Raw genomic sequence first — 22965 nt, 5'->3', positions numbered from 1 at the left:
GGAATTGTTGTTTAGATGAATAGTAATAGGCTAAGTGCCATGACGGCCATACCGGCAATGAGGCCATAGATTGCTAGATGTGATTCATCATATCTTTTTGCGGCTGGTAATAGTTCATCCAGGGAGATGAACACCATGATTCCCGCAACTGCTGCGAAGATGATTCCGAACATAACATCGTTTAGGAAAGGCATTAAGAATAGATAGGCAACGATTGCGCCAATTGGTTCCGATAGGCCGGACAAGAATGATAGTTTGAAAGCCTTTTTCTTATCGCCTGTAGCAAAGTAAACAGGCACAGAAACGGCAATACCCTCTGGGATGTTATGGATGGCTATCGCAACCGCGATGGCGATCCCAAGGGCAGGATCCTGTAAAGCCGAAGTGAAGGTAGCAATTCCTTCAGGAAAGTTGTGGATACCTATGGCAAGTGCCGTAAATGTTCCCATTTTTAAAAGGTCAGGATTTTTCCCGTCAATGGGACCTGGCTGATTCATATCTTCCACTGTTTTCAATTCATGCGGGTTTGATTGCTTTGGTATAAATTTGTCAATGGCAGCAATCAATAACATGCCTCCGAAAAATCCACCAACCGTTAACCAGTTCCCGGGAACAACACCCATGGCATCCACAAGAGCTACCTTTGCTTTTACAAAAATCTCTACCATGGATACATAGATCATGACTCCAGCAGAAAATCCTAGGGTAACAGATAGAAATTTCGTATTGGTATGTGATGTGAAAAATGCGAGCAGACTTCCTATACCTGTTGCAAGGCCAGCAAATAATGTCAGGCCAAACGCTAATAGCAGATTCTCCGTCATAGTCTCTTCTCCCTTTATATTTTTATATTTTTTATTTGAAAGTTTTGAATAGTATTATATATGTGCGAATACAGAAATGTTTCCTTTGAGAAACATTTTACACCTGCTGAAACAAAAAAACACTAAAAATAACTTAATAATAAAAAAAAGCGTGAGGTCCTTGTATTTTACATAAGGACCTCACGCTTTATCTTTTATAGAAGAGATTAATAACCTTGGCCAAAACCGCCGCCATAGCCACCCATTCCAGGACCATATCCCGGTCCATACATGCCATAACCAGGACCATAACCACCAGGTCCATATCCAGGGTAACCTCCAGGATATCCGTATCCAGCACCGTATCCTGCACCATAACCACCGTGTCCATAACCAGGACCATAACCTCCACCAATACTTGAACCTAAATAACCTAATCCAAGGCCAAGCAGTCCAGCACCTACATTACCTAAATTAAAGCCGCCATGGTGTCCGCCACCGTGATGTCCGCCGCCATGATGTCCGCCACCGTGGTGACTGCCGCCATGATGTCCGCCACCGTGGTGACTGCCGCCATGGTGTCCGCCGCCATGATGTCCGCCACCGTGGTGACTGCCGCCATGGTGTCCGCCGCCATGATGTCCGCCGCCATGATGTCCGCCACCGTGGTGACTGCCGCCATGGTGTCCACCGCCATGCTGGCCACCTTGTTGTCCATATCGATAATCAAAGGGCATTCCAAATGATTGGTACATTTGTTCATCGCGCTCCTCTATCTATAAATTTGAAATAATTTCATGTGTTACCTTCATATCCTATGTATATCTGGGTATTCCTCTTGGACTAAAGCCTAGATAACATTAAACAGCAGGAAAGAGGTGGGCGACTGTCCGCCTGAGATGGACAGTGTCCACGAGCGGTGCCTGTCACCAAAAAATGTGTCACTGTCAACTATCAACTGTCATTCAAAAATACGTCTTAGGTCTTAGTCTTGTTTACGTTTGTGGTCTATGGAAAGCAGGATTTTTATGGTGTATTGTTGAAGTACTGAAGGAAGTCCCGCTTTTGTGGTATTTTGTTTATGTTGAAACATTTTTGTTGTTCATTCGTATGAATATAAAGGATTTTTTAGTCAGGAGTCGATTATGATGAACCGATTTTTAACGTTTTTGGTCCAAAGTGTTGTGACTGTTCCATCGGCCGTCACGGTATGGTTTTTAAGCTATTTTGCATTCGATTTAACATTTTTGATGTCGAGCGCCATTTCATTAGCAAGCGGAGTCATCGTTTACAAGATTACATCCGGGGTCATGACATCCCGTTTTTTAAAAAAACAACAGCTCACCAGAAAAGAATATAGTTATATAAAGAAAAACCTAGATGAAGCCAAGCAAAAAATTAATCGTCTAAATAAGTCGCTATTTTCCATTCGCGATCTTTCTACATTAAAACAGAGACTTGAAGTTCTTCGGATTACTAGGAAAATACAAAGCATGACGCAAGCAGAGCCTAAGCGCTTTTATAAAGCTGAAAAATTTTACTTTTCCCATTTAGATTCCGTTGTCGAGCTTACAGAGAAATATCGGTTTTTAGCGCAGCAGCCTAAGAAAAGTCACGAGATTGATGTTTCTTTATACGAGACACGTCAAACTTTAAACGACCTAACAAAGGCATTAGAAGAGGATCTCTATCATGTAGTTGAAGATGATTTAGATTCCTTGAATTTTGAAATTGATGTTGCCAAGCATTCCATCAAAAAACTCAATGATCCTAAAATCATAGATGAAAGCAGGAGGCTAAAATGAGCGAAAATAACTCACCGCAATTGAATAAAGCTGGAAATTTATTAGATGATATCCTAGCCAACCCGTTTGGTGAAAATCAGGAACTTGCTCCTCAAGCACAGCCGTCACCACAGCTTCAAGAAGCAAAACCTACAAAGCTGATTGATGTCATTCCGGAAGAAAACCGTGCAAAAGCCTACCAGCTTGCTGAACAAATTGACCCGAAAAACCATCAGGCGATGATTACGTATGGTACCCAAGCACAAGGGAAGCTTTTAAGCTTTTCACATACGATGCTTGAGCATGTACAGAAAAAGGATATCGGTGAGGTTGGCGAAATTATCAGTGATTTAATGAAGCGCCTTGATGAGGTCAATCCGGATGAACTCAAGGATGGGAAGCCATCCTTTTTCGGCCGTATGTTTGGGAAAATCTCAAATTCTCTTCAAGAGGTACTGTCCAAGTATCAAAAGACAGGGGCACAAATTGACCGGATTAGTGTGAAACTAGACCGAAGCAAGAACGTGCTGTTGTCCGACATTAAATTGCTCGAGCAACTTTATGAAACAAATAAAGAATATTTCCATGCTCTGAACGTTTATATTGCAGCAGGAGAGATTAAGCTGGAGGAGCTGCATCAAAAAACAATTCCAGAAATGAAGAGGGCAGCAGAGACAACAAATGATCAAATGAAATTCCAAGAAGTAAACGATATGATTCAGTTTGCAGACCGCTTGGACAAACGTTTATACGATTTGAAATTAAGTCGTGAGATTACCATCCAGAGTGCTCCGCAAATCCGACTAATTCAAAACACGAACCAAGCGCTTGTGGAAAAAATACAATCGTCGATCATGACGGCTATTCCGCTTTGGAAAAACCAAGTTGCGATTGCGTTAACCCTTATTCGTCAGCGCCATGCAGTCGAGGCTCAGAAAAAGGTTTCCCAGACCACTAATGAGCTGTTATTGAAAAATGCAGAAATGCTTAAAACGAATACGATTGAAACAGCGAAAGAAAATGAGCGTGGTCTTGTTGATATCGAGACCCTTAAAAAGACTCAGGAAAGTTTAATTACCACGTTAGAAGAAACGATGCGCATACAAGAAGAAGGGCGTCATAAACGCCGCTTGGCTGAACAAGAACTGGCCAATATGGAAAATGACTTGAGATTAAAACTCTTAGAAATCAAGGGCAAATAAGAAAAGCGTCAAGTTCCAATAACGGAATTTGACGCTTTTGGCTAGTTAGAAACAGGTACCTCGTTAAAGTATTCTTCGAGAGTAATACCGGCGTTCATAATTTCAAGGGCAATCGTTTTCCCAACATAACGAAGGTGCCAAGGCTCGTATTGATAACCGGTTATGCTATCCTTTCCTTGTGGATATCTAATAATAAACCCGTATTCCGCAGCATGCTTTTCAAGCCAAATCGCTTCTTTGGTACCGCCGAAACAATCTTCTGCTGCACACTTTCCATTTCCACCGGTAACATCAATAGCAAGACCGGTTTCATGTTCACTTGTACCTGGCAATGCACTATAGTTTCTTGCCTTTTTATAACCGTCACGGGTTACATAATAGTTAAACAATGTCGTTTGGGTTTCATGAGACCGATAAGCAGACACACCTAATAAGGAAATGCCTTGATCTTTAGCGGCGGAAAATAATTGATTGATGGCTGTTGCCGCAACATTTCGCATTTTGCGCTTTTCATTTGTTGCTCCAGAAATAAAGGGAATTTTCGTATTAACAAGATCTGTTGGATTATAACTATCTGGCAGCTTATTTTGTTTATTAACTAGGACAGGGATACTTGCTGGATTCGAGATTACCTGGACACTGTCATCATTATTTTTTACTGGTGGTGAATCTGGTGTTTGATCAACTGGCGGTTCACCAGATGATTGATCCACTAGTGGAGTTTCTGCCTGTTCTTCCGGGTTCAAGTTTTCCACAGATTGATTGACATCATTCTGCCTTTGATCTGTTGTCTCTACATCCTTATTTTCGTTGTCTGGTTGTACCTTATGGGAGACTTCAGATTGTTCCGGATTCGTTTTCGCATGTAGTATTTTTTCTGAGCAACCTGACAAGAGGGAGGATATCAAGATAATACTGACTATCATTAAAACATATTTTTTCAAATTTTAACTCCTTACATAAAGATTTTCTAATCATATTTGACGTCAATATAATACATTATGTTACAACTTTCGACACCCAACAACGTCTTTATTATAAAACAGGAATAGTAGCCTATTGGGAAATTTGGATATGGAATTAAAGTAGGACCTAAGACTCTGTTTTATAATTTAGTTGTATCATATAGTTCTATTAAACACATAAATCGTACGAAACGGCAAAACTATTGAAAAATGGTGACGCAAAACTAAAGGGGCTAATGTTTTAGGACGATGCCAGCCAGTTACCGAACACGATCCTCTGCGGTTTATGTAAATCAATAGAGGAGGTTTTCTTTGTGTTGTTGAAAAATGTAGTATTATGGGGTAAATATTATTATCATGTATTTCAGTATCGGCATATGGAAATGATGCAAAATGATTGTTTAAGTGAGGAACTTAAGTGCGAGCTTAAGGTGAAGTCATTGTATCACAACAGTAAAGCAATTGAATTAGGAGCAAGAATATAGAACAAAGCCTGGGGTTTCCAGGCTTTTTACTTTGGGGATAAGTTGAGGATAGAGTGTAGAGGAATGTGAGTAAATAATCAACAGATGTGAATAAGTATGTTTATAATGTGGATAAATATTTGTGTTTTGTGGATATTTCAAAAATAAACTATTTAAGCACATCTATAACTGTGGATAAGTTCCACAGTAACTTGCAATTCTTATAACCTTTGTTGATAACTACTAGCCTAGAAGTTTCATATGAAAAAGCATCGGAGAAATTTCCGATGCTTTTTGACAGTCAGTTTAGTGTGACATAGCTTGGGTTCCATCTTCGAGTCCATCTTTTGTTACTTTCAAGATTCCAACAGCGCCCTTGGTTGCATGGTTAAACTGATGTGTCACAATGGGATAACTGCCTTCTTTTGTGACGGTGAATTCAACAACAGCCCCGCCGCTTGCCGGCAGCATTACAGTTTGCAAACCTTTCATGAGGTTAAATGGATTACCATCGATATAAACATTGTCAAATACGGTTCCGACCACATGAAAGCTGCTGACTTCATTTGGCCCCACATTGTTAATATAAATCCTGACCTTGTCTCCAACCTTTGCAAGGAGAGGAGTGTCGACTAGTGCGCCAACGGTACCGTTTGTATTCAAATCGCCTTCTTTTAATGCTTTAGCAGAGAAGACCACTTGACTAGGAACACCATTTGTAAAATCCTCTAAGTCGTTGTATTTATACCATTCATTTTGAACGATGACAAATTCACGGTCAATTTCAGCATCAGTCGGGTAGCCGTTTTTAGGCTTAACAATAATGGTTCCATGCATTCCATTGGCGATATGGGATAAAACTGGTTTTGTACCACAGTGGTACATGAAAACTCCAGGATTGTTCGCTGGATAGGTAAAGCTGCCAGATTCATTTGGCATGATATCTATAAAATCCTTTGATGGGGAGGCATGAACGGCATGAAAGTCCATACTGTGCGGGATGGACGGATCCATGTTTTTTAATGTAAAGTTAATGGTATCGCCTTCATTCACAACAATGACTGGTCCTGGGGCTTCACCATTAAATGTCCATGCTTTGTACATATTTCCCTTGGTGATTTCAATATCGGTAATTTGTGCGGTCATGTCAATATTGACTTCGTGTTCACCGACACGTTCTATGTTGAGTGGAATTGGCTTTTGATTGAGATTTTTATGAGGTTCAATGACTTGTGAGGCAGTATTAGCTTTTGCTACTTTTACAGACTGTGTATCCAGGGAAACTTTGGCAGAATTACAAGCACTTAAAACCATTACAGAAGTGACAATAACACTTGCAAACTTAAAGAAATTTCTCATTTGATTCTACCCCTTTAGATTAAAATGTTTACACTTTCATTGTAAATTCTGTAAGAAATACCCTAGTGATTTGAATCACTCATTTTTTGGAATTGTTTGAACACTTTGTGAAATGTTGAGCAATTAATAACGTTTATAAGTTAATTAAGTAATTAATAGGAGTTCTTTGGTAAACTCATTGATATGAAGGAGGAAAAAAATGTTAATTGAATTTATTGCCGTTACGGTAGAGGACGCTAAATTTATTGAAAAATCGGGTGCAGACAGAATTGAACTGGTATCAGGTTTAACCGAGGGAGGTATAACACCAAGCTATGGGTTAATTGAAAATGTGGTCAATAGTGTTTCCATTCCCGTTAACGTTATGGTTAGACCGCATAGTCAATCGTTTTGTTATTCAGAAGATGACATTGCGATTATGAAAAATGATATAAGGGTTATACGGAGCTTAGGTGCAAATGGAGTGGTATTAGGAATGCTGGATGGTGATGGAAATGTTGACTTCCAGCAGCTTGAAGAGTTACTAACGGAAATAGGTACCATGGAGGTAACCTTTCACCGCGCCATTGACAGTTCAAATAATATAGTCCAGAACGCCGAGAAATTAAATCAATATCAAGAAATTAAAACCATTTTAACCTCTGGAGGTCATGGTGACTGGCCAACACGCTTGGATACCCTGAGGAAATTGAAAGAAATTTGTAAGGAAACGGATATTTTAATTGGCAGCGGGCTGTCAAAGGATAATATACGTGAAGTACATAAACAGGTAGGAACAAATTGTTATCACTTCGGCACAGCGGTAAGAATAGATCATAGTATTTTAAAAAGTGTTTCCCTAGAAAAAGCAGTAGAAATCGTTCATACATTGAAATAACTGGGCATATTAAAAATAAACGTACAACTGGAGGAAACAATGGAAAAAGAAAATGAAAGAGACCAAACAAGCCAAGGACTCAACCAAATCTTCGAAATCATCAACGCCAAAGGTGACGAGGGAGAACTAAAGCAAATCCTCCAAACAGATGAAGCAGAAGAAAAAGAAGAGAAATAGGGAAATAGGGTAACCTGTCACCAAATGGTGTAACCATTTGGTGACAGGCACCGCCCGTGGACACTGTCCACCCCAGGCGGACAAAAGAACCTAAAAAGACCTCAAACTATGATAAAGTTTGAGGTTTTCTTTAGGTTAGTACATTTCACATAGTTCTCTGTAGTTTCTTTATCGCACTTTATTTCTTCACAAATTGTTGATTGACGAAAGCGTACGTTTCTGATTGCCCTTCTCCACCAAGGAGTGTTAGTGTATTATCGACTAATTTCGCATCAGACATCCCATTTATGGCTAGGTCAGAACGCAGACCTGCAATTCCATTTTCAGAAATCGGACTGTACACCCATACAAAGGATTCATAGGTTTGACTGAGTGCCATAATCACCAACTCATGGGTGCCGTTTTTATCGAAATCATGCTCTGTATGGTAAAGCGAAAACCCTTCTTTTAAAACTCCCTTCTCATCAAAGGGAGAAGCCTCTAAATCCATCACCAAATCAAAAGGAGTCTCGATATTTTGCCCGCCCGTTAATACAAGGCTTTTGCCACCCGTTGGATTTGCCTGTCCAAAGGTTATTTTCTGTTGTTCTCCATTTACAGTTAACACATAGGGATTACCAGCGTCCCAACGTTTAAATGGTTCTAACGAGGTTTTCTCACTCATTTCCATTTCCACCGGCACAGCAGGTTTGTTTGTTTTTGAGAAGGCCGTCTTTTCATTTTCGTCAAACAAGACATCATATCCTAGATAAATCCCGCTTCCAACAACAAGGGTGCTGAGAAGCACAATGGATACATGCCCGCCATACCTTTTTAAAAACTTAACGACTGGACTAGCGGTTTCATTTTGAACTTCTTTCACCAGTCTTCTAAAGCTGACGGTTGAAATCATTTGGAGTTCTTTTTTAGCATCTTTATTCTTCCAAATCGACCTTGGATGAGTTTTCAAATAGGCCTTCAATGCTCGATGGTAATGATGATCAGGCTGAAGGTTACTCGCACTCCATTTAATAAATGATAACATTCGCTCATCATCCGCATGTTTACTTAAATATCCAAAAAGCTGTGGATAATGATAACTGTCTTCTTCATTATCAAAAGCAGCGAGTATATGCTGGAAATACTTTTCTGAAAGATTACTCCGCAATACATTTTTTAATACTTCACGAAGTTCCTCGCGATTTGCAGGTGACAAACGTTGAACAATCATTCCCACAGAAACGACAGGTTTGGTGAACAGTTCATGAAGGACCTTCAATATCTGGTACTTACTGATGATTTTTTTATCCTTTAGTTCTATCTCAGTCAGCTTTCCAGTTGAAAGGAGCGCAAAGGCATCGATGTCCTTGAGGGTCATATTCTGTAATTCAAGATCATCTACTAACGCAATTTCCGCGTAAACCATCATCTTGTCTTTTATTTTTGAAAAATCAACTTCAAGGTTTGTTACGTTAAATGCTTGTACCGCACAGGCCGCTTTATATGGATCGGTGGAATTGCCAACAGCATCTGCTGTCTTTTGGATTGCCAGTACCTGAAAACAACGGTTCTTACGTAAATAGGGTGCAGTTTCAAGCAGATTATTTATCTCTGATAAAATGTCTTCAACCTGAGTGAGGTTGAATTTATTTTCAAGAATTAACTTTAACAGATTACTGTAGTCCTGTTGTTGATGAATAAACTCCAGTACATATTTGTAGATACTTTCATGGTCCTCAATCAATTTCCATAATGCATGAAAAACTGATTGATTCTGGTAATGTTCGAGTGTGTTCAGAATAAAGGCAAGCCCTTCATCCTTAAGGGCATTCTGGTTAGAGTCAAGGACAGCTTTAAAAGATTCAATTACATATTCCTTATTATTTTTCACATAGAAATTACTCAATCCGACTATCTCCCTTACAGTTTCTCCTATTAATATAGTAATTTACTTATGTTCTGAAACTTTATCGGATGAAAAGGAATATTCCATCAAATAATAAAAATAAAAAGACCGCAACTGGTCTTCTTATTTTTCATTTTTGGAAATTGGAATAAATGTATTGAAGAACCCGATGCAGGTGACCTGACTCAGGCCGATTTCGGAAAAGTCGGTTTTGTAGACTGAAAATATGAAGTAATCTGATTCTGTTGTTCCCATATCGAAAACCTCTTCCCCTGCTAGTGAAAGAATCCCTTTTTCAAGGATATTCGAAGATTGATCCATCGCTTCATGGGTAATCCATTCTATGTATTCCGAACGCCCAGGGTTTGTTTCGGATAATACGAATACAATGACTATCAATAGGATAATAGAAATGAACTTTTTCACTTTTCAGCCCCATTCTAATAATTGGTAATATTTACTCATTTTAAGTATAAATGGGGAGATTATGATTGTAAATATAAACCTTAGTGCTACATCTCTAGTAATATGATAAATTAGTACTAATTAACATTAAAGGGGATAAGTCTGTGACAAGAATATGGAAATGGGTTGTTGCGTGCTTACTTTTCCTGCTGTTACTTAATGGACTAGGAATTTTGGCCGTACAGTTTTTATAATGATATGCAATAAATTGTAATTTCATAGAACAGGGACTGATAATAATGACCAATAATTTAACCAAGCCTGTTTCGAAAAGGCTTTTATTTGCACTGCTTACGATAACGATTGGAGTCGAAATTGTCCTCTATTTAAGTGGTTTCAGCCTCTTGGCGGGTACCATCTATGATGCCATTATGGTATCTTCCTTTTTTATCGGATTAAAGCTGCAGCCAAGACTTAGTGACGGAATTCAAAAAACAAAGAGTCAAGTCATACGCCAATTTATTGGGGCATTCCTGATCTTTATTCTTGGCAGTACGATGATTAATATCTATTCCTCTTACGCCTTCCAGGATTTTAGCGAAGATTATGAGCAATATGTGGATGAGTATACAGAAGTGGTTTCGTATGAGGTGCCTGAGGTGGAACCTGGTCAAGCAATTGAACCTGTGGATAATATGTGGGAAGTGGTTGGCGAGATTGATAGTATTGGGTACGATATTTTCACAGATATCCTTGCCGGATTTGAAGAGGTTTGGCGATTAGCTTATATGATTCTAATTCTCATATTTTTTAAAAAGGTTTTCCCTAGGAAATGGGAAAAAGGGCAGCGTGATATTTTTGTCATGCTTGCGCTGTTTGTTACCTCAGTCCTATTCGGCATTGATCATACCTTAAACTCGGTTCAATCCTGGCAATATGAAATTGGTGCCATTGTAACCTTTGCAAATATGGGCTTTTTATTTGGCTTGATTTTATTATGGACGAGAAATCTTTGGGTGACTGTTATCGTGCACTCCGTTTACGATATCCTAGCAACACTTTCTTGGTATTACTTTGATTTTATTGTCGAAATCATCGCGTTGATTCTTGTACCTATATACCTTGTAATATTAGCTATAGAAAGAAATCAACAGACGAAAAAGCCGATTGAACCGGTTGTGCAGGAAGAAATAGCTAATTAAGTAAAAAGAAGTACTATGACTTTGGTAGGAATTGTAAAAAGAGTGATATTTTTTTGATAAATTTTGTAGATTAATAGGAAAGTTTATACTAATATCTAATATGGATATGAAATGAAGTTAGGAAGGAAGTGTGTAATAAAGGATTGTGTTGTTTTGACTTTAAATCTAGAAAACTACATCTGATGAACAGGAATTAACTTTCACTTTAATAGGCTGCTCACTTCTATTATTCTCAGTAGAGTATCAGATTTAAAGTAGGTTTTTAAAAAAATATTTCAGTATCGTAAATTAATAGGAGTGGTAATTTAATGAAAAGAAGCAATAAATTTTATGCCTCACTTGTCTCAGCATTGGTTTTAACCTCTGGGCTCTTGGTTCCAAGTGTAAATGCTGAAACCACAGTTCAACCATTACCTTCAGCTAGTACCACACAAAGTATTGCGAACGCAGCGACATTCAAAAATGAAATTAACACAAACGATGCACATGAGTACATCTTTAAAACAAATGGTGGTAATTTTACAATAACAGACAATCAGCCAGAAAATGTAGAAATTGGTTTCTTCATATATAATCTTGAGTCAGAGGACTATGTTGATATATCAAGTGCTGGGACGTACCAATTGTCTTCAGGGACCTATGTATTTTCGGTATCAGGTTATAGTGAAGAAGCTGCCTCTATTCCTTATGAATATGGATTAACGGGACCGTTTTCACAACAACCAGATACTACTTTACCGAATCTAAATGTAACTAGCCCTGCTAATCAAGAAATACAATTGGCGAAAGGATCTTCAACTGAATTATCTTTTATGGGTACTACTGACGCCCAGACGCTTACTTTTTCTACTGTTTATGAGGAACAGGAATTGAATTCTCCTGGTGCATTCCAGAAAAATGTAACGTTGGGCAAGGGAGACAATCTTTATATGTTAACAGCAACGGAAGAAAGTGGAAATTCAATTGTTTCCTACTATTCCGTCAGCCTTCCAGGTGTAACAAGGCTTCAGGGTAAAGATCGCTATGAAGTTTCAAGTAACATTAGTAAAGAATTAACCTTCTGGAACGGAGAAAGCAGTGGCACTGTGGTAATCGCTAAAGGTGATGTGTTTTCTGACGCACTATCTGGCGGCCCACTAGCAACTTCTGAATTTGCACCAATTTTATTAACGACAACCAATAGTCTTCCAATATCGGTGAAAGACCAAATAAAAAAATTAGCACCTGAAAAAGCCATTATTCTTGGTGGAACAGGATCTGTTTCTACAAATGTAGAAGCACAGTTAAAGGAATTAGGTGTTACGACCATCGACCGAATTGGCGGAAAAGATCGTTATGCGGTTTCTGCTAGTGTTGGTGAAAGAATTTCCGAGTCAATGGAATCAGACACAGCAATCATCGCAAGTGGTGAAGTTTTCCCGGACGCACTATCTGCTTCTACTATCGCTGGCCCAATGGGTATGCCAGTATTATTAGTGCAATCAGGAAATGTTCCGGAGTCTATCCAAACGTATATTAAAAATCATCCAGAAATCCAACACTTTATTATTGTTGGCGGTCCTGCTACCGTTAAGCAATCTGTTGAGGATCAACTTCGAAAACTTCGCGTCACAGCAAATATCGAAAGAATTGGCGGAAAAGACCGCTACGAAGTTTCGATAAATGTTGCTAAATATGGAATACACAACTATGGAATGGACTTAAGTACCGTTGCCTTTGCAAGAGGAGACTTATTCCCAGATGCCCTTTCAGGTGCACCGCTTGCCAATATTTACTTTGCTCCAATACTTCTTACTTCAACCAATTCACTTGAACCGAAGGTAGACGCATTCTTGAAAACCTTTAGTAACGGTGAAACCAAGCATATCTATATCTTTGGCGGTCTTGGTTCCGTTTCTCAAAATACAGAAAATCAATTATATAATCATATTCGATAAAATCGTAATGGGCGAACTCTTTCTGAGGTTCGCCTATTTTTTCTGACCTTTGTAAAATCAAAACTATCTTTGGCAATAATAGACATAAGTATAACTCTGAAAAAATAATCCCTTTCATCTTAATACATAGAATGTTATATTTATCAGTTGAAATAGCTAAATTTAAGAGGTGAGCTTTTTACTTTTGAGTATTGTTGTCCCGTGTTATGAAGAACAAGCAAATTTAAAAAAATTCTATGATGAAGTAATCAGCATAGCAGAAAAAGAAAAGTATGACTTTCAGATTATCTTGATAAATGATGGCCCCCTGTAGTATTAATTTCAAGGTAAAGAAATTTTATGAGAAAAGGTGAAGTAATTTGAAAAGAGTAAAAAAGGCAATCATCCCAGCCGCGGGTCTCGGTACAAGGTTTTTACCTGCCACAAAGGCAATGCCAAAGGAAATGCTGCCTATTTTAAATAAACCCACCATCCAGTACATCGTTGAAGAAGCGATTGAATCTGGTATTGAAGATATTATTATTGTCACCGGGAAAGGGAAAAGGGCGATAGAGGACCATTTTGATATTGCGCTGGAACTGGAGAAAAATCTTATTGAAAAAGAAAAGTGGGATTTACTAGAAAAGGTTAAAGCCCCTTCTAAATTGACAGATATTCATTATATTCGACAAAAAGAAGCACTGGGGTTGGGACATGCTGTTTGGTGTGCTCGTAAATTTATCGGAAATGAGCCATTTGCTGTGCTATTAGGTGATGACATCGTCCAAGCAGATCCGCCATGCTTGAAACAATTAATTAATCAGCATGACAAAACTCATTCCTCTGTTATTGGGGTGAAAAGGGTATCAGAGGAAGAAACACACCGGTATGGTGTTATTGATCCACTTGAACAATTTGGTCGAAGCTTTCAAGTGCGTAATTTTGTGGAAAAGCCACCCCAGGGAATGGCACCGTCGAATTTAGCCATCATCGGCAGATATATCTTTACACCCGAAATTTTTATGTTTTTAGACAAACAGGAAATAGGCGCTGGCGGTGAAATCCAGTTAACGGATGCTATTCAAAAATTAAACCAAATACAGCGTGTGTTTGCTTACGAGTTTGAAGGCGAAAGATTTGATGTTGGGGAGCAGCTTGGATTTATTGAAACGACTATTGAATTTGCTCTGCAAAATGAGGAGTTAAGAGAAGATCTATTAGCTTTTTTAGCTAAAAAGGTTGAAGGGAACAGGTAGAAAATGTATATTCCTATAAGAAGGTTTATGATATAATTATCAAATTGGAAACTCAAAGGAAGCTAGAGTACATAGAAAAGACTGGGGTGTTTTAGAATGGCAATCTTGGTAACTGGTGGAGCCGGATACATTGGCACACATACTTGTTTGGAATTACTTAATAGTGGTTATGAAATTGTAGTTTTAGATAACCTTGCAAATAGCAAACTCGAAGCGTTAAACCGCGTAAAAGAGTTGACAGGAAAAGAATTTAAATTTTTCCAGGTAGACTTACTTGACCGTGATGGGCTAGAAAAAGTATTTGTTGAAAATAAAATCGATGCTGTTATTCACTTTGCAGGACTTAAAGCTGTAGGTGAATCGGTGTCCATTCCACTTCATTATTATCATAATAATATCACTGGAACTCTAATACTTTGCGAGGTAATGAATAAGTTCGGAGTGAAAAAGCTTGTGTTCAGTTCTTCCGCCACCGTATATGGTATACCAGAACGGATGCCGATATCAGAGGAGGATCTTCTAAGTGCTACAAATCCATATGGACGAACAAAGTTAATGATAGAAGAAATCCTAAGGGATTTGTATGTCTCAGATAATAGCTGGAGTGTAGCCTTGCTTCGTTATTTCAACCCAATTGGCGCACACGAAAGCGGTCGAATTGGTGAAGATCCAAATGGGATACCCAACAATTTAATGCCATACATCACACAAGTTGCTGTAGGTAAACTAAACAAGCTCCGTGTTTTCGGAAATGATTATCCTACTGTGGACGGAACGGGTGTACGCGATTATATCCATGTCGTCGATCTAGCAAAAGGCCATTTGAAAGCTCTGAGAAAAGTAGTGGGAGCAACTGGTGTTGAGGCCTATAACCTTGGAACAGGAAATGGTTATAGTGTCTTAGAGATGGTAAATGCATTTGAAAAGGCATCAGGTAAGCAAATTCCTTATGAAATAGTAGATAAAAGATCTGGAGATGTTGCGGTTTGTTACGCAGATTCCACGAAAGCCAGAAATGAACTTGGCTGGACAGCTGAAAAAGGAATTGAAGAAATGTGTCGGGATTCCTGGAGATGGCAAAGTAAAAACCCCAATGGCTATGATAATTGAATAAAAATAATACTAGAAAGCCTTCCTGAAAATTCTAAAACGGGAAGGCTTTACTTATAGGATTTTTGTATTTTATATGTATAATGAAGTGGTTGAAAAAAATGAAAAGGATTGATGTGTATGACAAACGTAATTCAATTAATTACTGAAATTGTGAATATAATACACGACACTTTGATGAACATTACAGACTCAATGGGTTATTCTATTACAGATAAAGACCTTCATTTTTGGGTGATTGGAATTATAGGTATATTTTTGTTTATTGTCACTCAAATATTTTTTAAATTTCTTTCAAAATGGAGTATTATAGCTATTTCATTTGTTTACACATTTACTGTCCTAATTGTAATAGTGTTTGCGATAGAAATTCAACAAAAGGTAACAGGAAGAGGAAATATGGAGTTTGCAGATGTTGTCGCTGGAATATATGGTTTTATTGTGTTATTTTTACTATATCTTTTCTTGGGGGTTGGGTATAAAGTAATAATTAAGGTAAATAAACCTAATAAGAAAAAGAGCAAATCTATTTAAATTATGTATTACTTATGTAGTTTTTGTCCTTTTAAAGAGTAATATTCCAATATTGCCAAAAGATTTACAAATTTTATTGTTAAATTTGTTACAAAGTATGTTACAATAACACATGGGTTTTTCATAAAAAAACACAAAATCTGATATAATCTTACAAAAAATCCGATTATTTTAATATTTTTATTGAATTTTAAATGTCATATGTTATAAAAATATTACTAGATTTACAAAACGAAAACATATATTAAGTGAAAGGGTGACCTAAATGCTAGGAAATAGAGCGAATGTTGAACAAGTTCCCTATTTAACTAAAAAAGAATATGCATATACTTCATCAAAGAAAGAAAAGTTTCTTTATGATCTTTATTTATACATTAAGAGATTAGTAGATATTATTGGTTCTATGACCTTACTTTTATTATGTGCACCATTTTTTGTCTTTATTTCTTTGCTATATTTAACAGGAGAGAATAAAGGTCCAGTTTTCTTTAAACAAACGAGAATTGGAGAAAATGGAAAAGAATTTAAAATATATAAATTTAGATCAATGATAATCAACGCTGAGGATAAATTAACAGCAAATAAGGAATTATATAAAAAATACGTAGCAAATAGCTATAAATTAGACCCTAAGGAAGATCCGAGAATTACAAATATTGGTAGATTTTTAAGGAAAACTAGCTTAGATGAATTACCTCAATTAATTAATGTCCTTAAGGGTGAAATGAGCCTAGTTGGTCCAAGACCAGTGGTTAGAGAGGAACTTAAAGAGTATTCAAGTAAACTTGAAGATTTCTTATCTGTTAAACCAGGTGTTACGGGTTACTGGCAGGTTAGTGGGAGAAGTAACGTTGTCTATCCTGAAAGAGTAGATGTAGAATTATTTTATGTCTATAATGCATCATTATTATTAGATATAAAAATTTTATTAAAAACCGTTCTGATTGTTATTACCAAAAAAGGTGCATATTAAATCCTAATACTAGGTATATTACCTAGTATTAATTTTTTGACAAAAAGGATATGAAATTAATGAAAAGAGTACTATATATTACTGATTATGTTGATATTGGTGGAGGGGAAAGTAGTTTATTAAATATAATGAACTTCTATAAAGAGAATCATATTATTGAGCCGATTTTACTAGTTCCCAGCCAAGGAGAAATTACAGAGTTCTGTGAACAGTACTCTATTACTTATATCGTCTATCCATTTAATCGTTTTCCAAAATCTTGGATAAAGTTTATTCCATTAATAAATCCAAAGGCAACTTTAAACATAGCAAATATCATTAAAAGGCATAATATAGACCTAATTCATGTCAATAGTATTGGGGCTTCTTTGGTAAATTCTTTAGTTTCGTCTTTAATTACAAAAACAAATTTAGTGTGGACTTGTCATGGATGGTGGGAAAAACCGTACGGACTACGTGCAAAAGTATTAAATCTATTTGTAGATAAAGTATTTGCTGTTTCGAATTATGTAAAATCCTATATTGATTTTCCTCAAAATAAGGTAAAGACGACATATTTGGGAATTGATATAAATAAATTCAGTGTTAAAGAACAAGATGTTCTTATAAATAAGCCGAAAAAAATTGTTGGAATGATTGGCCGATACCAGCCTGTGAAAGGGCAGCATCTCTTTGTTGAAGTAGCTGAAAGAATACTATCGATCCCCAAATATCGTGATACTTTGACTTTTGTATTAATAGGGGATGTGAATTTTAGTAAGGAATATAACTCTTATAAAGATCGTGTGATAGAAAAAATAAACAATTCGAAATATAAAAAAAGTTTTATTTTAAAAGGATTTGAAAAAAATATTGAGAGTTACTATGACGAGTTCGACGTATTAGTTGTTCCTTCTGAATTTGAATCGTTTAGTATGGTTACTTTAGAAGGCTTAGCAAAAGGTTTATTAGTGGTGGCTACAAATAAAGGTGGTCCTGCAGAAATAATTGAGGATGAAATAAGTGGTTTATTATTTGAATCTGGAAATTCCGATGACTTATACCAAAAAGTTATTCATGGTTTAAATGTTCACGAGAAATACTCTTTTGAAGCTAGACGAAGGGCTGGAAATTTCTCGATAGAAAAAATAGGAATAGACTATCTTTCTGAATATAACAAATTGTGGGGGAGTATCGATGGATAATTTGAAGGATGTACTGTTTTTAATGCCCAAAAAACCAGATCCACCTTACGAGGATGGAACGGTTCTTATTTATTATTATTTAACTAAATTCTTAGAAAACATGAATATTATTTACTTTGAAGATCCTTCAAAAACATATAAACATGACCCTTTATATCCAAGTTACGAACTAAATCACAATATAACAACAATAAAATTAAGCCAAAAAGAAAAAAATAAGTTATCGTTCATAAATGGATATGATATTGATATGAATTATTATTTTGAAGATAAAAGTTTGAACCAAATATTAGATTATATAGAATCTAATGGTATAAAGGTTGTGTTTTGTAACATTACCTTATTAAAATATGCAGAAAAAATAAAAAAACTGACTAATTGCTTGGTTATTTTACATTCTATCGATGCTAAAAGTATGGTAGAAAGAAGTGTGATGAAAAATAGTGACACAAAAGAATTTATAAAAAGTGTATTGAAATTCAGGCTATACCGAGGTATTGAAAAGAAATTTACAACTTTCGATAAAATTATTGTTGTTAGTGATATAGATAGAGAATATTTATTGGAATCCTTACATTTAGATAAACGTAAAGTATCTACGGTCACCAATGGTGTGGATTTAGACTTCTTTCATCCATTAAACACCAAATATGAAAATGAAAAATTCACATTGGGATTCTCAGGAATAATGGATTATTATCCAAATTTAGAGGGAGCCAAGTACTTCTTAAATGATATATTTCCAAAGCTTTTAAGTAAAATAGATGACGTAGAGTTTTATATTATAGGAAAAAATCCACCAAAAGAATTGCAAGATTTATCACAAAAGTTTAAGGGTAAAGTAAAAGTCACTGGTTTTGTTAATGATATTAGGGAATACCTCAATCGATTAGATGTATACATTTCACCTTTAAATAGCGGTGGGGGTATAAAAAATAAAGTGTTAGAGGCAATGGCAATGGAGTTGCCTATAATTGCTTCAGCAACCAGTGTTTCCGGAATTGAATATAATGATGAAATTATAGTATATAAAAATAATGATGATTTTATTTTGAAAATTTTTGAACTTTATAACAGTAAGACGAAGAGAGTTAAATTAGCTAAAACAGCAAGAGAATATGTCGATACTAACTATTCTTGGAAAGCTAAGGCAGTAGAATATCATAATATTATTAATAAAATGAAATTGGAAGGGAGGGAAAATTAGGTGGAAAGAATGATAATTTTCCTATACCTAATATTATCACCCTTTTTAATGGTTCTGTCATTAATAAATATTGAGATAATAGGTTTAAGATTATCGAATCTGATCCCGTTTACTTTATGGGCAGTAAGTTTTTCACTATTGATAGTTAAATGTTATCGAACTAAGACATTAAAAATGAATGGCACATTACTAATTTTAAGCAGTCTATTACTAGCAATGGTTTTGAAATATCTTTTTAATGGTGAAGGTGCAGATAAAAATCCAATGTTTGTGACCTTTTTCTGGGTGATTTTATATTTTATCGGAATAAATTTAAATTTTAAAAACTCAAAAAAATATCTAAGAATCTTTGAGAAGGTTGGTTTCATTTCTGTTTTTATAGGAATAATACTTTATCATTTAAATATACCTCTGTATTCTTTTGAGTATGTAGGAACAGATAGATATTTCTTAATGGGCGAAAAATATCGTGCTATGGGGACTTTTGTTAATCCAAATGCATTTGCGTATTTTATGGTATTTTTATACATAGTTACTCGATTTAAAAATAATTCTGATTTCTTGTTTATAAAAGTTTTGGTATTAGGATATGGAATATTTATTACTTATTCAAGGTCCGCTCTCCTAATTTATTTGTTAGTACTATTAGTAGATGCAGCATATTCTTTGTATAGAGAGAACAAATTAAAATATGTGATTAAAAAATTTGCAGTACCTGTAATATTAATTGTGGCAGCATTTATAATCATTAATTACAATAGGATTGCAAATCAAATACTTAGAGTACCAGATCTAATTAATAACCCTAGATGGGAAAAGTGGGAAGTAGCTTGGTCATTTATTTTTAAAGACTTAAAAACCTTTTTAATTGGTAATGACCTGGCTGTTCCTATTAGCATGAATGGAATTACTTTTAGTGATAATCAATTTTTATACTTTGCTTTGTATTATGGATTAATAGGATTTGTTTTTTGGTTAGCTTTTTTTATTAACCAATTTATTAATAGTAGTAAAGCATTTTTAAATATTGGTAATAAAAGTTCAATTAGAAAAAATAATTTCAATAAATTTATTTTATTATTATCTTTTTGTTTAATGGGACTGGTAAGTAATATTTACTTTATTTTTCCGATTTCTTTTTATCTTCCGCTTTTTCTAGGATTTTTAGATAATGAACATTTATTGAGGGACATGGAAGTTAAGAAGTTGAAAGAAAACAGGAAAATAAATATTCTATATATTTTGGGTACAACTACAGTTGGTGGGGGACCTAACCATGTTTATACGCTTTTATCTAATTTAGATAAAAAGTATAAGGCTGTATTAGTTTGTCCAAATGATGGCCCCTTCTTTGAGAAATTTAACCATTTGAATAATGTAAGAGTAAAAGAAATAAATATTAGGAAGGTAAAGTTAGTTAATTTTATTGCCCTATTGAGATTAATAAAAGAAGAAAAAATACATCTAATTCATAGCCATGGCAAGGGTGCGGGATTATATAGCAGGGTGGTCGGCATAATAAAGGGGAAAAAAGTAGTTCATACTTTTCACGGTATTCATTATCATAAGGACCAGTCTACCCTTTATAAGGTACTTTACTTAAGTTACGAAATAATAATGTCATTTTTTACTAATTATTTCATTAACGTATCACAGTCGGAAAAGCTTCTAGCAGAAAAGTTAAAAATTCTACTGCCAATAAATAAATCAAAAGTAATTTTTAATGCTGTTGATATTGAGGAACTAAGAAATCAATCTAAAATATCAATGAACAATGCAATTTATGAAAACATAAAAAAACTAAAGGAAGAAAATTACTTATTATATGGCATGGTGGCAAATTTTTACTTTGCAAAGGGTCATGAATTTTTAATTCAATCGTTAAGCTTATTGGACCCAGATTTGAAAATTAAGCTAATATTAATTGGTGACGGCCCATTAATGGACGAAATGGTAGAGTTAGCAAAGAAACTTAATGTAGAAAACAGAGTTTTATTCTTAGGTTCACAAGATGGTATTTACAATTATTTAACAAAAATAGATGTCTTTGTACTTTGTTCAAGATGGGAAGGAATGCCGATTTCTCTAATTGAGGCAATGTATGCAGGTAAACCTATTATCGGAACAAATGTGGTGGGTATAAAAGAAATAGTACGTCATATGGAAAATGGCCTTCTTGTAGAATCGGAATCTCCTACTGCAATTGCTAATGCAATTAATTTAATGTACTCAAATGATGAACAAAGAAAAACATTTGGGAAAAATTCAGTTATGGTTGCTGAAAGCACATTTTCTCTACGTAAAATGATTGATGAGGTTGAGGAAATTTATGATGAGCTAACTTGAAAAAGATGGCCTAAAGATGGAAGAAGGAATGTTTTTGATTAAGCAGTTATTATTTAGATTTAGCAACCCCATTTTTAGAGACAGTATGTTTGTGTTAATAAGTAATCTTCTTGCACAAGGTATGAATTTTTTGACATTAATTATTTTAGCAAGGCACTTTGGCCCTGATCAAATTGCCTTGTATACAACAAGCCTTATTTTGTTAACATTATTGTTGTCTCTTGCGGACAGTGGACTTTCTAATTCAATCGTAAATCTTGTTAACCAAAAGGCAATTAATTCAACTCATGAAATGTATGAATATTTAAAGGCCGGATTATTGATAAGGGTAGGCTTGGGATTATTTATCTCTTTTATGGGTCTTTTTATTTCTGAATTTCTTGCAATTAATATTTATAATTCCATCAGTTTAAAAGAACTTTTTATTTTTGCCTTTCTTGGTGTAGCTATCTTAAGCTTACATAGTTATATCTCGACTATTTATCAAACTCAAAACAAATTTAAAATTAGGTCTAAATATCAAATATCCACAAGCGTTATTAGAATGTTGGGACTAATCTTTTTATTTCTCATGCCAGATCATTTCACAATTATGAATTCATTTATTATTTATATTTTCTCCCCGTTGATTGTAATGATATTTCATTTCTCTGAGATACTAAAAATAATCAAACAACCTTTTACAATGGAGAATTTTAAAAAGAAAACAAAGATAATTTACAGTTATTCAAAGTGGTTATTCTTGTCAATGGTAGCTGTTTTATTAATATCCAGATTAGATCAATTTATGTTACTAAAAATGGTGACAGTTAAAGAGGCTGGATACTATGCAATTGCTACGCAACTAATAATGGTTTTACCTCTAGTTACTGAGAGTTTAACTACAGTATTATTGCCAAAGGTAGCAAATATTAACACTGACTTAAGATTCTATAGGGCGAAGATTATCAAAATAGTAGGTCCAGTAAGTCTCCTTTTGTTACTATTAATACCAATTGCAGAATTAATTATTGTACTTTTATTTGGGGAGAGCTATGCACCCGCAATACCGATATTCCAAATTCTTGTAGTTGGTTTTTCTTTAGACATTACCATAAATTTATTAAGCTTAGTTTTTTATTCAACATCAAAAGTTTGGTATTTAACAATTTTAAACTATATTCAACTAATAATAGTTATTGTTGGTAACTTATTGCTAATTCCTAGTTTTCAGGCATTTGGAGCAGCACTAAGTGCAGTTATTGTTAGAATTATCGCACTCGTATATATATTGTATTTTTCAAGTAAGGTTATTAAAACAACTACTTCAATGTAAG

The 22965-nt window shown here is 35.3% G+C and carries 22 protein-coding genes and 1 riboswitch; of the genes, 16 read left to right on the top strand and 6 right to left on the bottom strand.

Features of this window, described 5'->3' with window-relative positions; translation table 11 throughout:
* Positions 1–11 precede the first annotated feature (11 nt).
* Positions 12–824 (bottom strand): zinc transporter ZupT, encoded by an 813-nt coding sequence (gene zupT, locus MLOOGBEN_RS02255; protein WP_179156627.1) that lies wholly within the window; start codon positions 822–824, stop codon positions 12–14.
* A gap of 206 nt (positions 825–1030) precedes the next feature.
* Positions 1031–1558 (bottom strand): hypothetical protein, encoded by a 528-nt coding sequence (locus tag MLOOGBEN_RS02250; protein WP_179156626.1) that lies wholly within the window; start codon positions 1556–1558, stop codon positions 1031–1033.
* Positions 1559–1951: 393 nt separating this feature from the next.
* Between MLOOGBEN_RS02250 and MLOOGBEN_RS02245 the strand changes: the two genes are divergently transcribed.
* Positions 1952–2608 (top strand): 5-bromo-4-chloroindolyl phosphate hydrolysis family protein, encoded by a 657-nt coding sequence (locus MLOOGBEN_RS02245; protein ID WP_179156625.1) that lies wholly within the window; start codon positions 1952–1954, stop codon positions 2606–2608.
* Positions 2605–3789 (top strand): toxic anion resistance protein, encoded by a 1185-nt coding sequence (locus MLOOGBEN_RS02240; protein WP_179156624.1) that lies wholly within the window; start codon positions 2605–2607, stop codon positions 3787–3789. The genes MLOOGBEN_RS02245 and MLOOGBEN_RS02240 overlap by 4 nt, the downstream gene beginning before the upstream one ends.
* A 41-nt stretch (positions 3790–3830) precedes the next feature.
* On the opposite strand, the gene MLOOGBEN_RS02235 is transcribed toward MLOOGBEN_RS02240, so the two are convergent.
* The gene (locus tag MLOOGBEN_RS02235) at positions 3831–4733 is read right to left on the bottom strand and encodes a M15 family metallopeptidase (protein ID WP_256988797.1); all 903 of its coding nucleotides are present in this window, start codon (positions 4731–4733) and stop codon (positions 3831–3833) included.
* A gap of 204 nt (positions 4734–4937) precedes the next feature.
* A riboswitch (cyclic di-GMP riboswitch) is annotated at positions 4938–5022 on the top strand.
* A gap of 46 nt (positions 5023–5068) precedes the next feature.
* Between MLOOGBEN_RS02235 and MLOOGBEN_RS02230 the strand changes: the two genes are divergently transcribed.
* Positions 5069–5239, top strand: a complete 171-nt coding sequence (locus MLOOGBEN_RS02230) for a hypothetical protein (RefSeq protein WP_179156623.1) — start codon at positions 5069–5071, stop codon at positions 5237–5239.
* 285 nt (positions 5240–5524) lie between these two features.
* Here the strand turns inward: MLOOGBEN_RS02230 and MLOOGBEN_RS02225 are convergent, their stop codons facing one another.
* Positions 5525–6577 carry a multicopper oxidase domain-containing protein gene (locus tag MLOOGBEN_RS02225; RefSeq protein ID WP_179156622.1) on the bottom strand — a complete coding sequence of 351 codons (1053 nt, stop codon included), beginning with the start codon at positions 6575–6577 and terminating at the stop codon, positions 5525–5527.
* Positions 6578–6776: 199 nt separating this feature from the next.
* Between MLOOGBEN_RS02225 and MLOOGBEN_RS02220 the strand changes: the two genes are divergently transcribed.
* Both MLOOGBEN_RS02220 and MLOOGBEN_RS02215 read left to right on the top strand, forming a co-directional pair.
* The gene (locus tag MLOOGBEN_RS02220; protein WP_179156621.1) at positions 6777–7454 is read left to right on the top strand and encodes a copper homeostasis protein CutC; all 678 of its coding nucleotides are present in this window, start codon (positions 6777–6779) and stop codon (positions 7452–7454) included.
* 39 nt (positions 7455–7493) lie between these two features.
* Entirely contained in the window at positions 7494–7631 is a 138-nt protein-coding gene (locus MLOOGBEN_RS02215) for a hypothetical protein (RefSeq protein ID WP_179156620.1), read from the top strand.
* Between the two features lie 178 nt (positions 7632–7809).
* Here MLOOGBEN_RS02215 and MLOOGBEN_RS02210 read toward each other — a convergent pair whose 3' ends face one another.
* Both MLOOGBEN_RS02210 and MLOOGBEN_RS02205 read right to left on the bottom strand, forming a co-directional pair.
* Positions 7810–9516 carry a hypothetical protein gene (locus MLOOGBEN_RS02210; RefSeq protein ID WP_179156619.1) on the bottom strand — a complete coding sequence of 569 codons (1707 nt, stop codon included), beginning with the start codon at positions 9514–9516 and terminating at the stop codon, positions 7810–7812.
* 123 nt (positions 9517–9639) lie between these two features.
* Complete coding sequence (locus MLOOGBEN_RS02205; RefSeq protein ID WP_179156618.1) at positions 9640–9942, bottom strand: DUF4359 domain-containing protein; 303 nt, start codon at positions 9940–9942, stop codon at positions 9640–9642.
* A gap of 278 nt (positions 9943–10220) precedes the next feature.
* Between MLOOGBEN_RS02205 and MLOOGBEN_RS02200 the strand changes: the two genes are divergently transcribed.
* The 11 genes from MLOOGBEN_RS02200 (at position 10221) to MLOOGBEN_RS02150 (ending at position 22964) form a co-directional block, all read left to right on the top strand.
* Positions 10221–11123, top strand: coding sequence for a CPBP family intramembrane glutamic endopeptidase (locus MLOOGBEN_RS02200; RefSeq protein WP_179156617.1), 903 nt, complete (start codon positions 10221–10223; stop codon positions 11121–11123).
* 308 nt (positions 11124–11431) lie between these two features.
* Entirely contained in the window at positions 11432–13060 is a 1629-nt protein-coding gene (locus tag MLOOGBEN_RS02195; protein WP_179156616.1) for a cell wall-binding repeat-containing protein, read from the top strand.
* 169 nt (positions 13061–13229) lie between these two features.
* Entirely contained in the window at positions 13230–13373 is a 144-nt protein-coding gene (locus MLOOGBEN_RS29660) for a glycosyltransferase (protein WP_368737741.1), read from the top strand.
* Between the two features lie 46 nt (positions 13374–13419).
* Positions 13420–14295, top strand: coding sequence for a UTP--glucose-1-phosphate uridylyltransferase GalU (gene galU / locus MLOOGBEN_RS02185; protein WP_179156614.1), 876 nt, complete (start codon positions 13420–13422; stop codon positions 14293–14295).
* Between the two features lie 96 nt (positions 14296–14391).
* Positions 14392–15405, top strand: coding sequence for a UDP-glucose 4-epimerase GalE (gene galE / locus MLOOGBEN_RS02180; RefSeq protein WP_179156613.1), 1014 nt, complete (start codon positions 14392–14394; stop codon positions 15403–15405).
* Positions 15406–15525: 120 nt separating this feature from the next.
* Entirely contained in the window at positions 15526–15939 is a 414-nt protein-coding gene (locus tag MLOOGBEN_RS02175) for a hypothetical protein (RefSeq protein ID WP_179156612.1), read from the top strand.
* A gap of 265 nt (positions 15940–16204) precedes the next feature.
* Positions 16205–16912, top strand: a complete 708-nt coding sequence (locus tag MLOOGBEN_RS02170; protein ID WP_179156611.1) for a sugar transferase — start codon at positions 16205–16207, stop codon at positions 16910–16912.
* Positions 16913–16971: 59 nt separating this feature from the next.
* Positions 16972–18096, top strand: coding sequence for a glycosyltransferase family 4 protein (locus tag MLOOGBEN_RS02165; RefSeq protein ID WP_179156610.1), 1125 nt, complete (start codon positions 16972–16974; stop codon positions 18094–18096).
* Complete coding sequence (locus MLOOGBEN_RS02160; RefSeq protein ID WP_179156609.1) at positions 18089–19303, top strand: glycosyltransferase; 1215 nt, start codon at positions 18089–18091, stop codon at positions 19301–19303. The genes MLOOGBEN_RS02165 and MLOOGBEN_RS02160 overlap by 8 nt, the downstream gene beginning before the upstream one ends.
* Positions 19304–19312: 9 nt before the next feature.
* On the top strand, positions 19313–21649 hold the full coding sequence (locus tag MLOOGBEN_RS02155) for a glycosyltransferase (protein WP_256988834.1): 2337 nt from the start codon (positions 19313–19315) through the stop codon (positions 21647–21649).
* A 16-nt stretch (positions 21650–21665) separates the two neighbouring features.
* Complete coding sequence (locus tag MLOOGBEN_RS02150; protein WP_179156607.1) at positions 21666–22964, top strand: oligosaccharide flippase family protein; 1299 nt, start codon at positions 21666–21668, stop codon at positions 22962–22964.
* Position 22965: the final 1 nt, after the last annotated feature.

Origin of the sequence: Bacillus sp. EB106-08-02-XG196, from assembly GCF_013396335.1 — a bacterium.
GTDB lineage: Bacteria > Bacillota > Bacilli > Bacillales > Cytobacillaceae > Neobacillus.
Note: the sequence above shows the minus strand (reverse complement) of the source record. Positions and strands in the feature narration are given on the sequence as shown.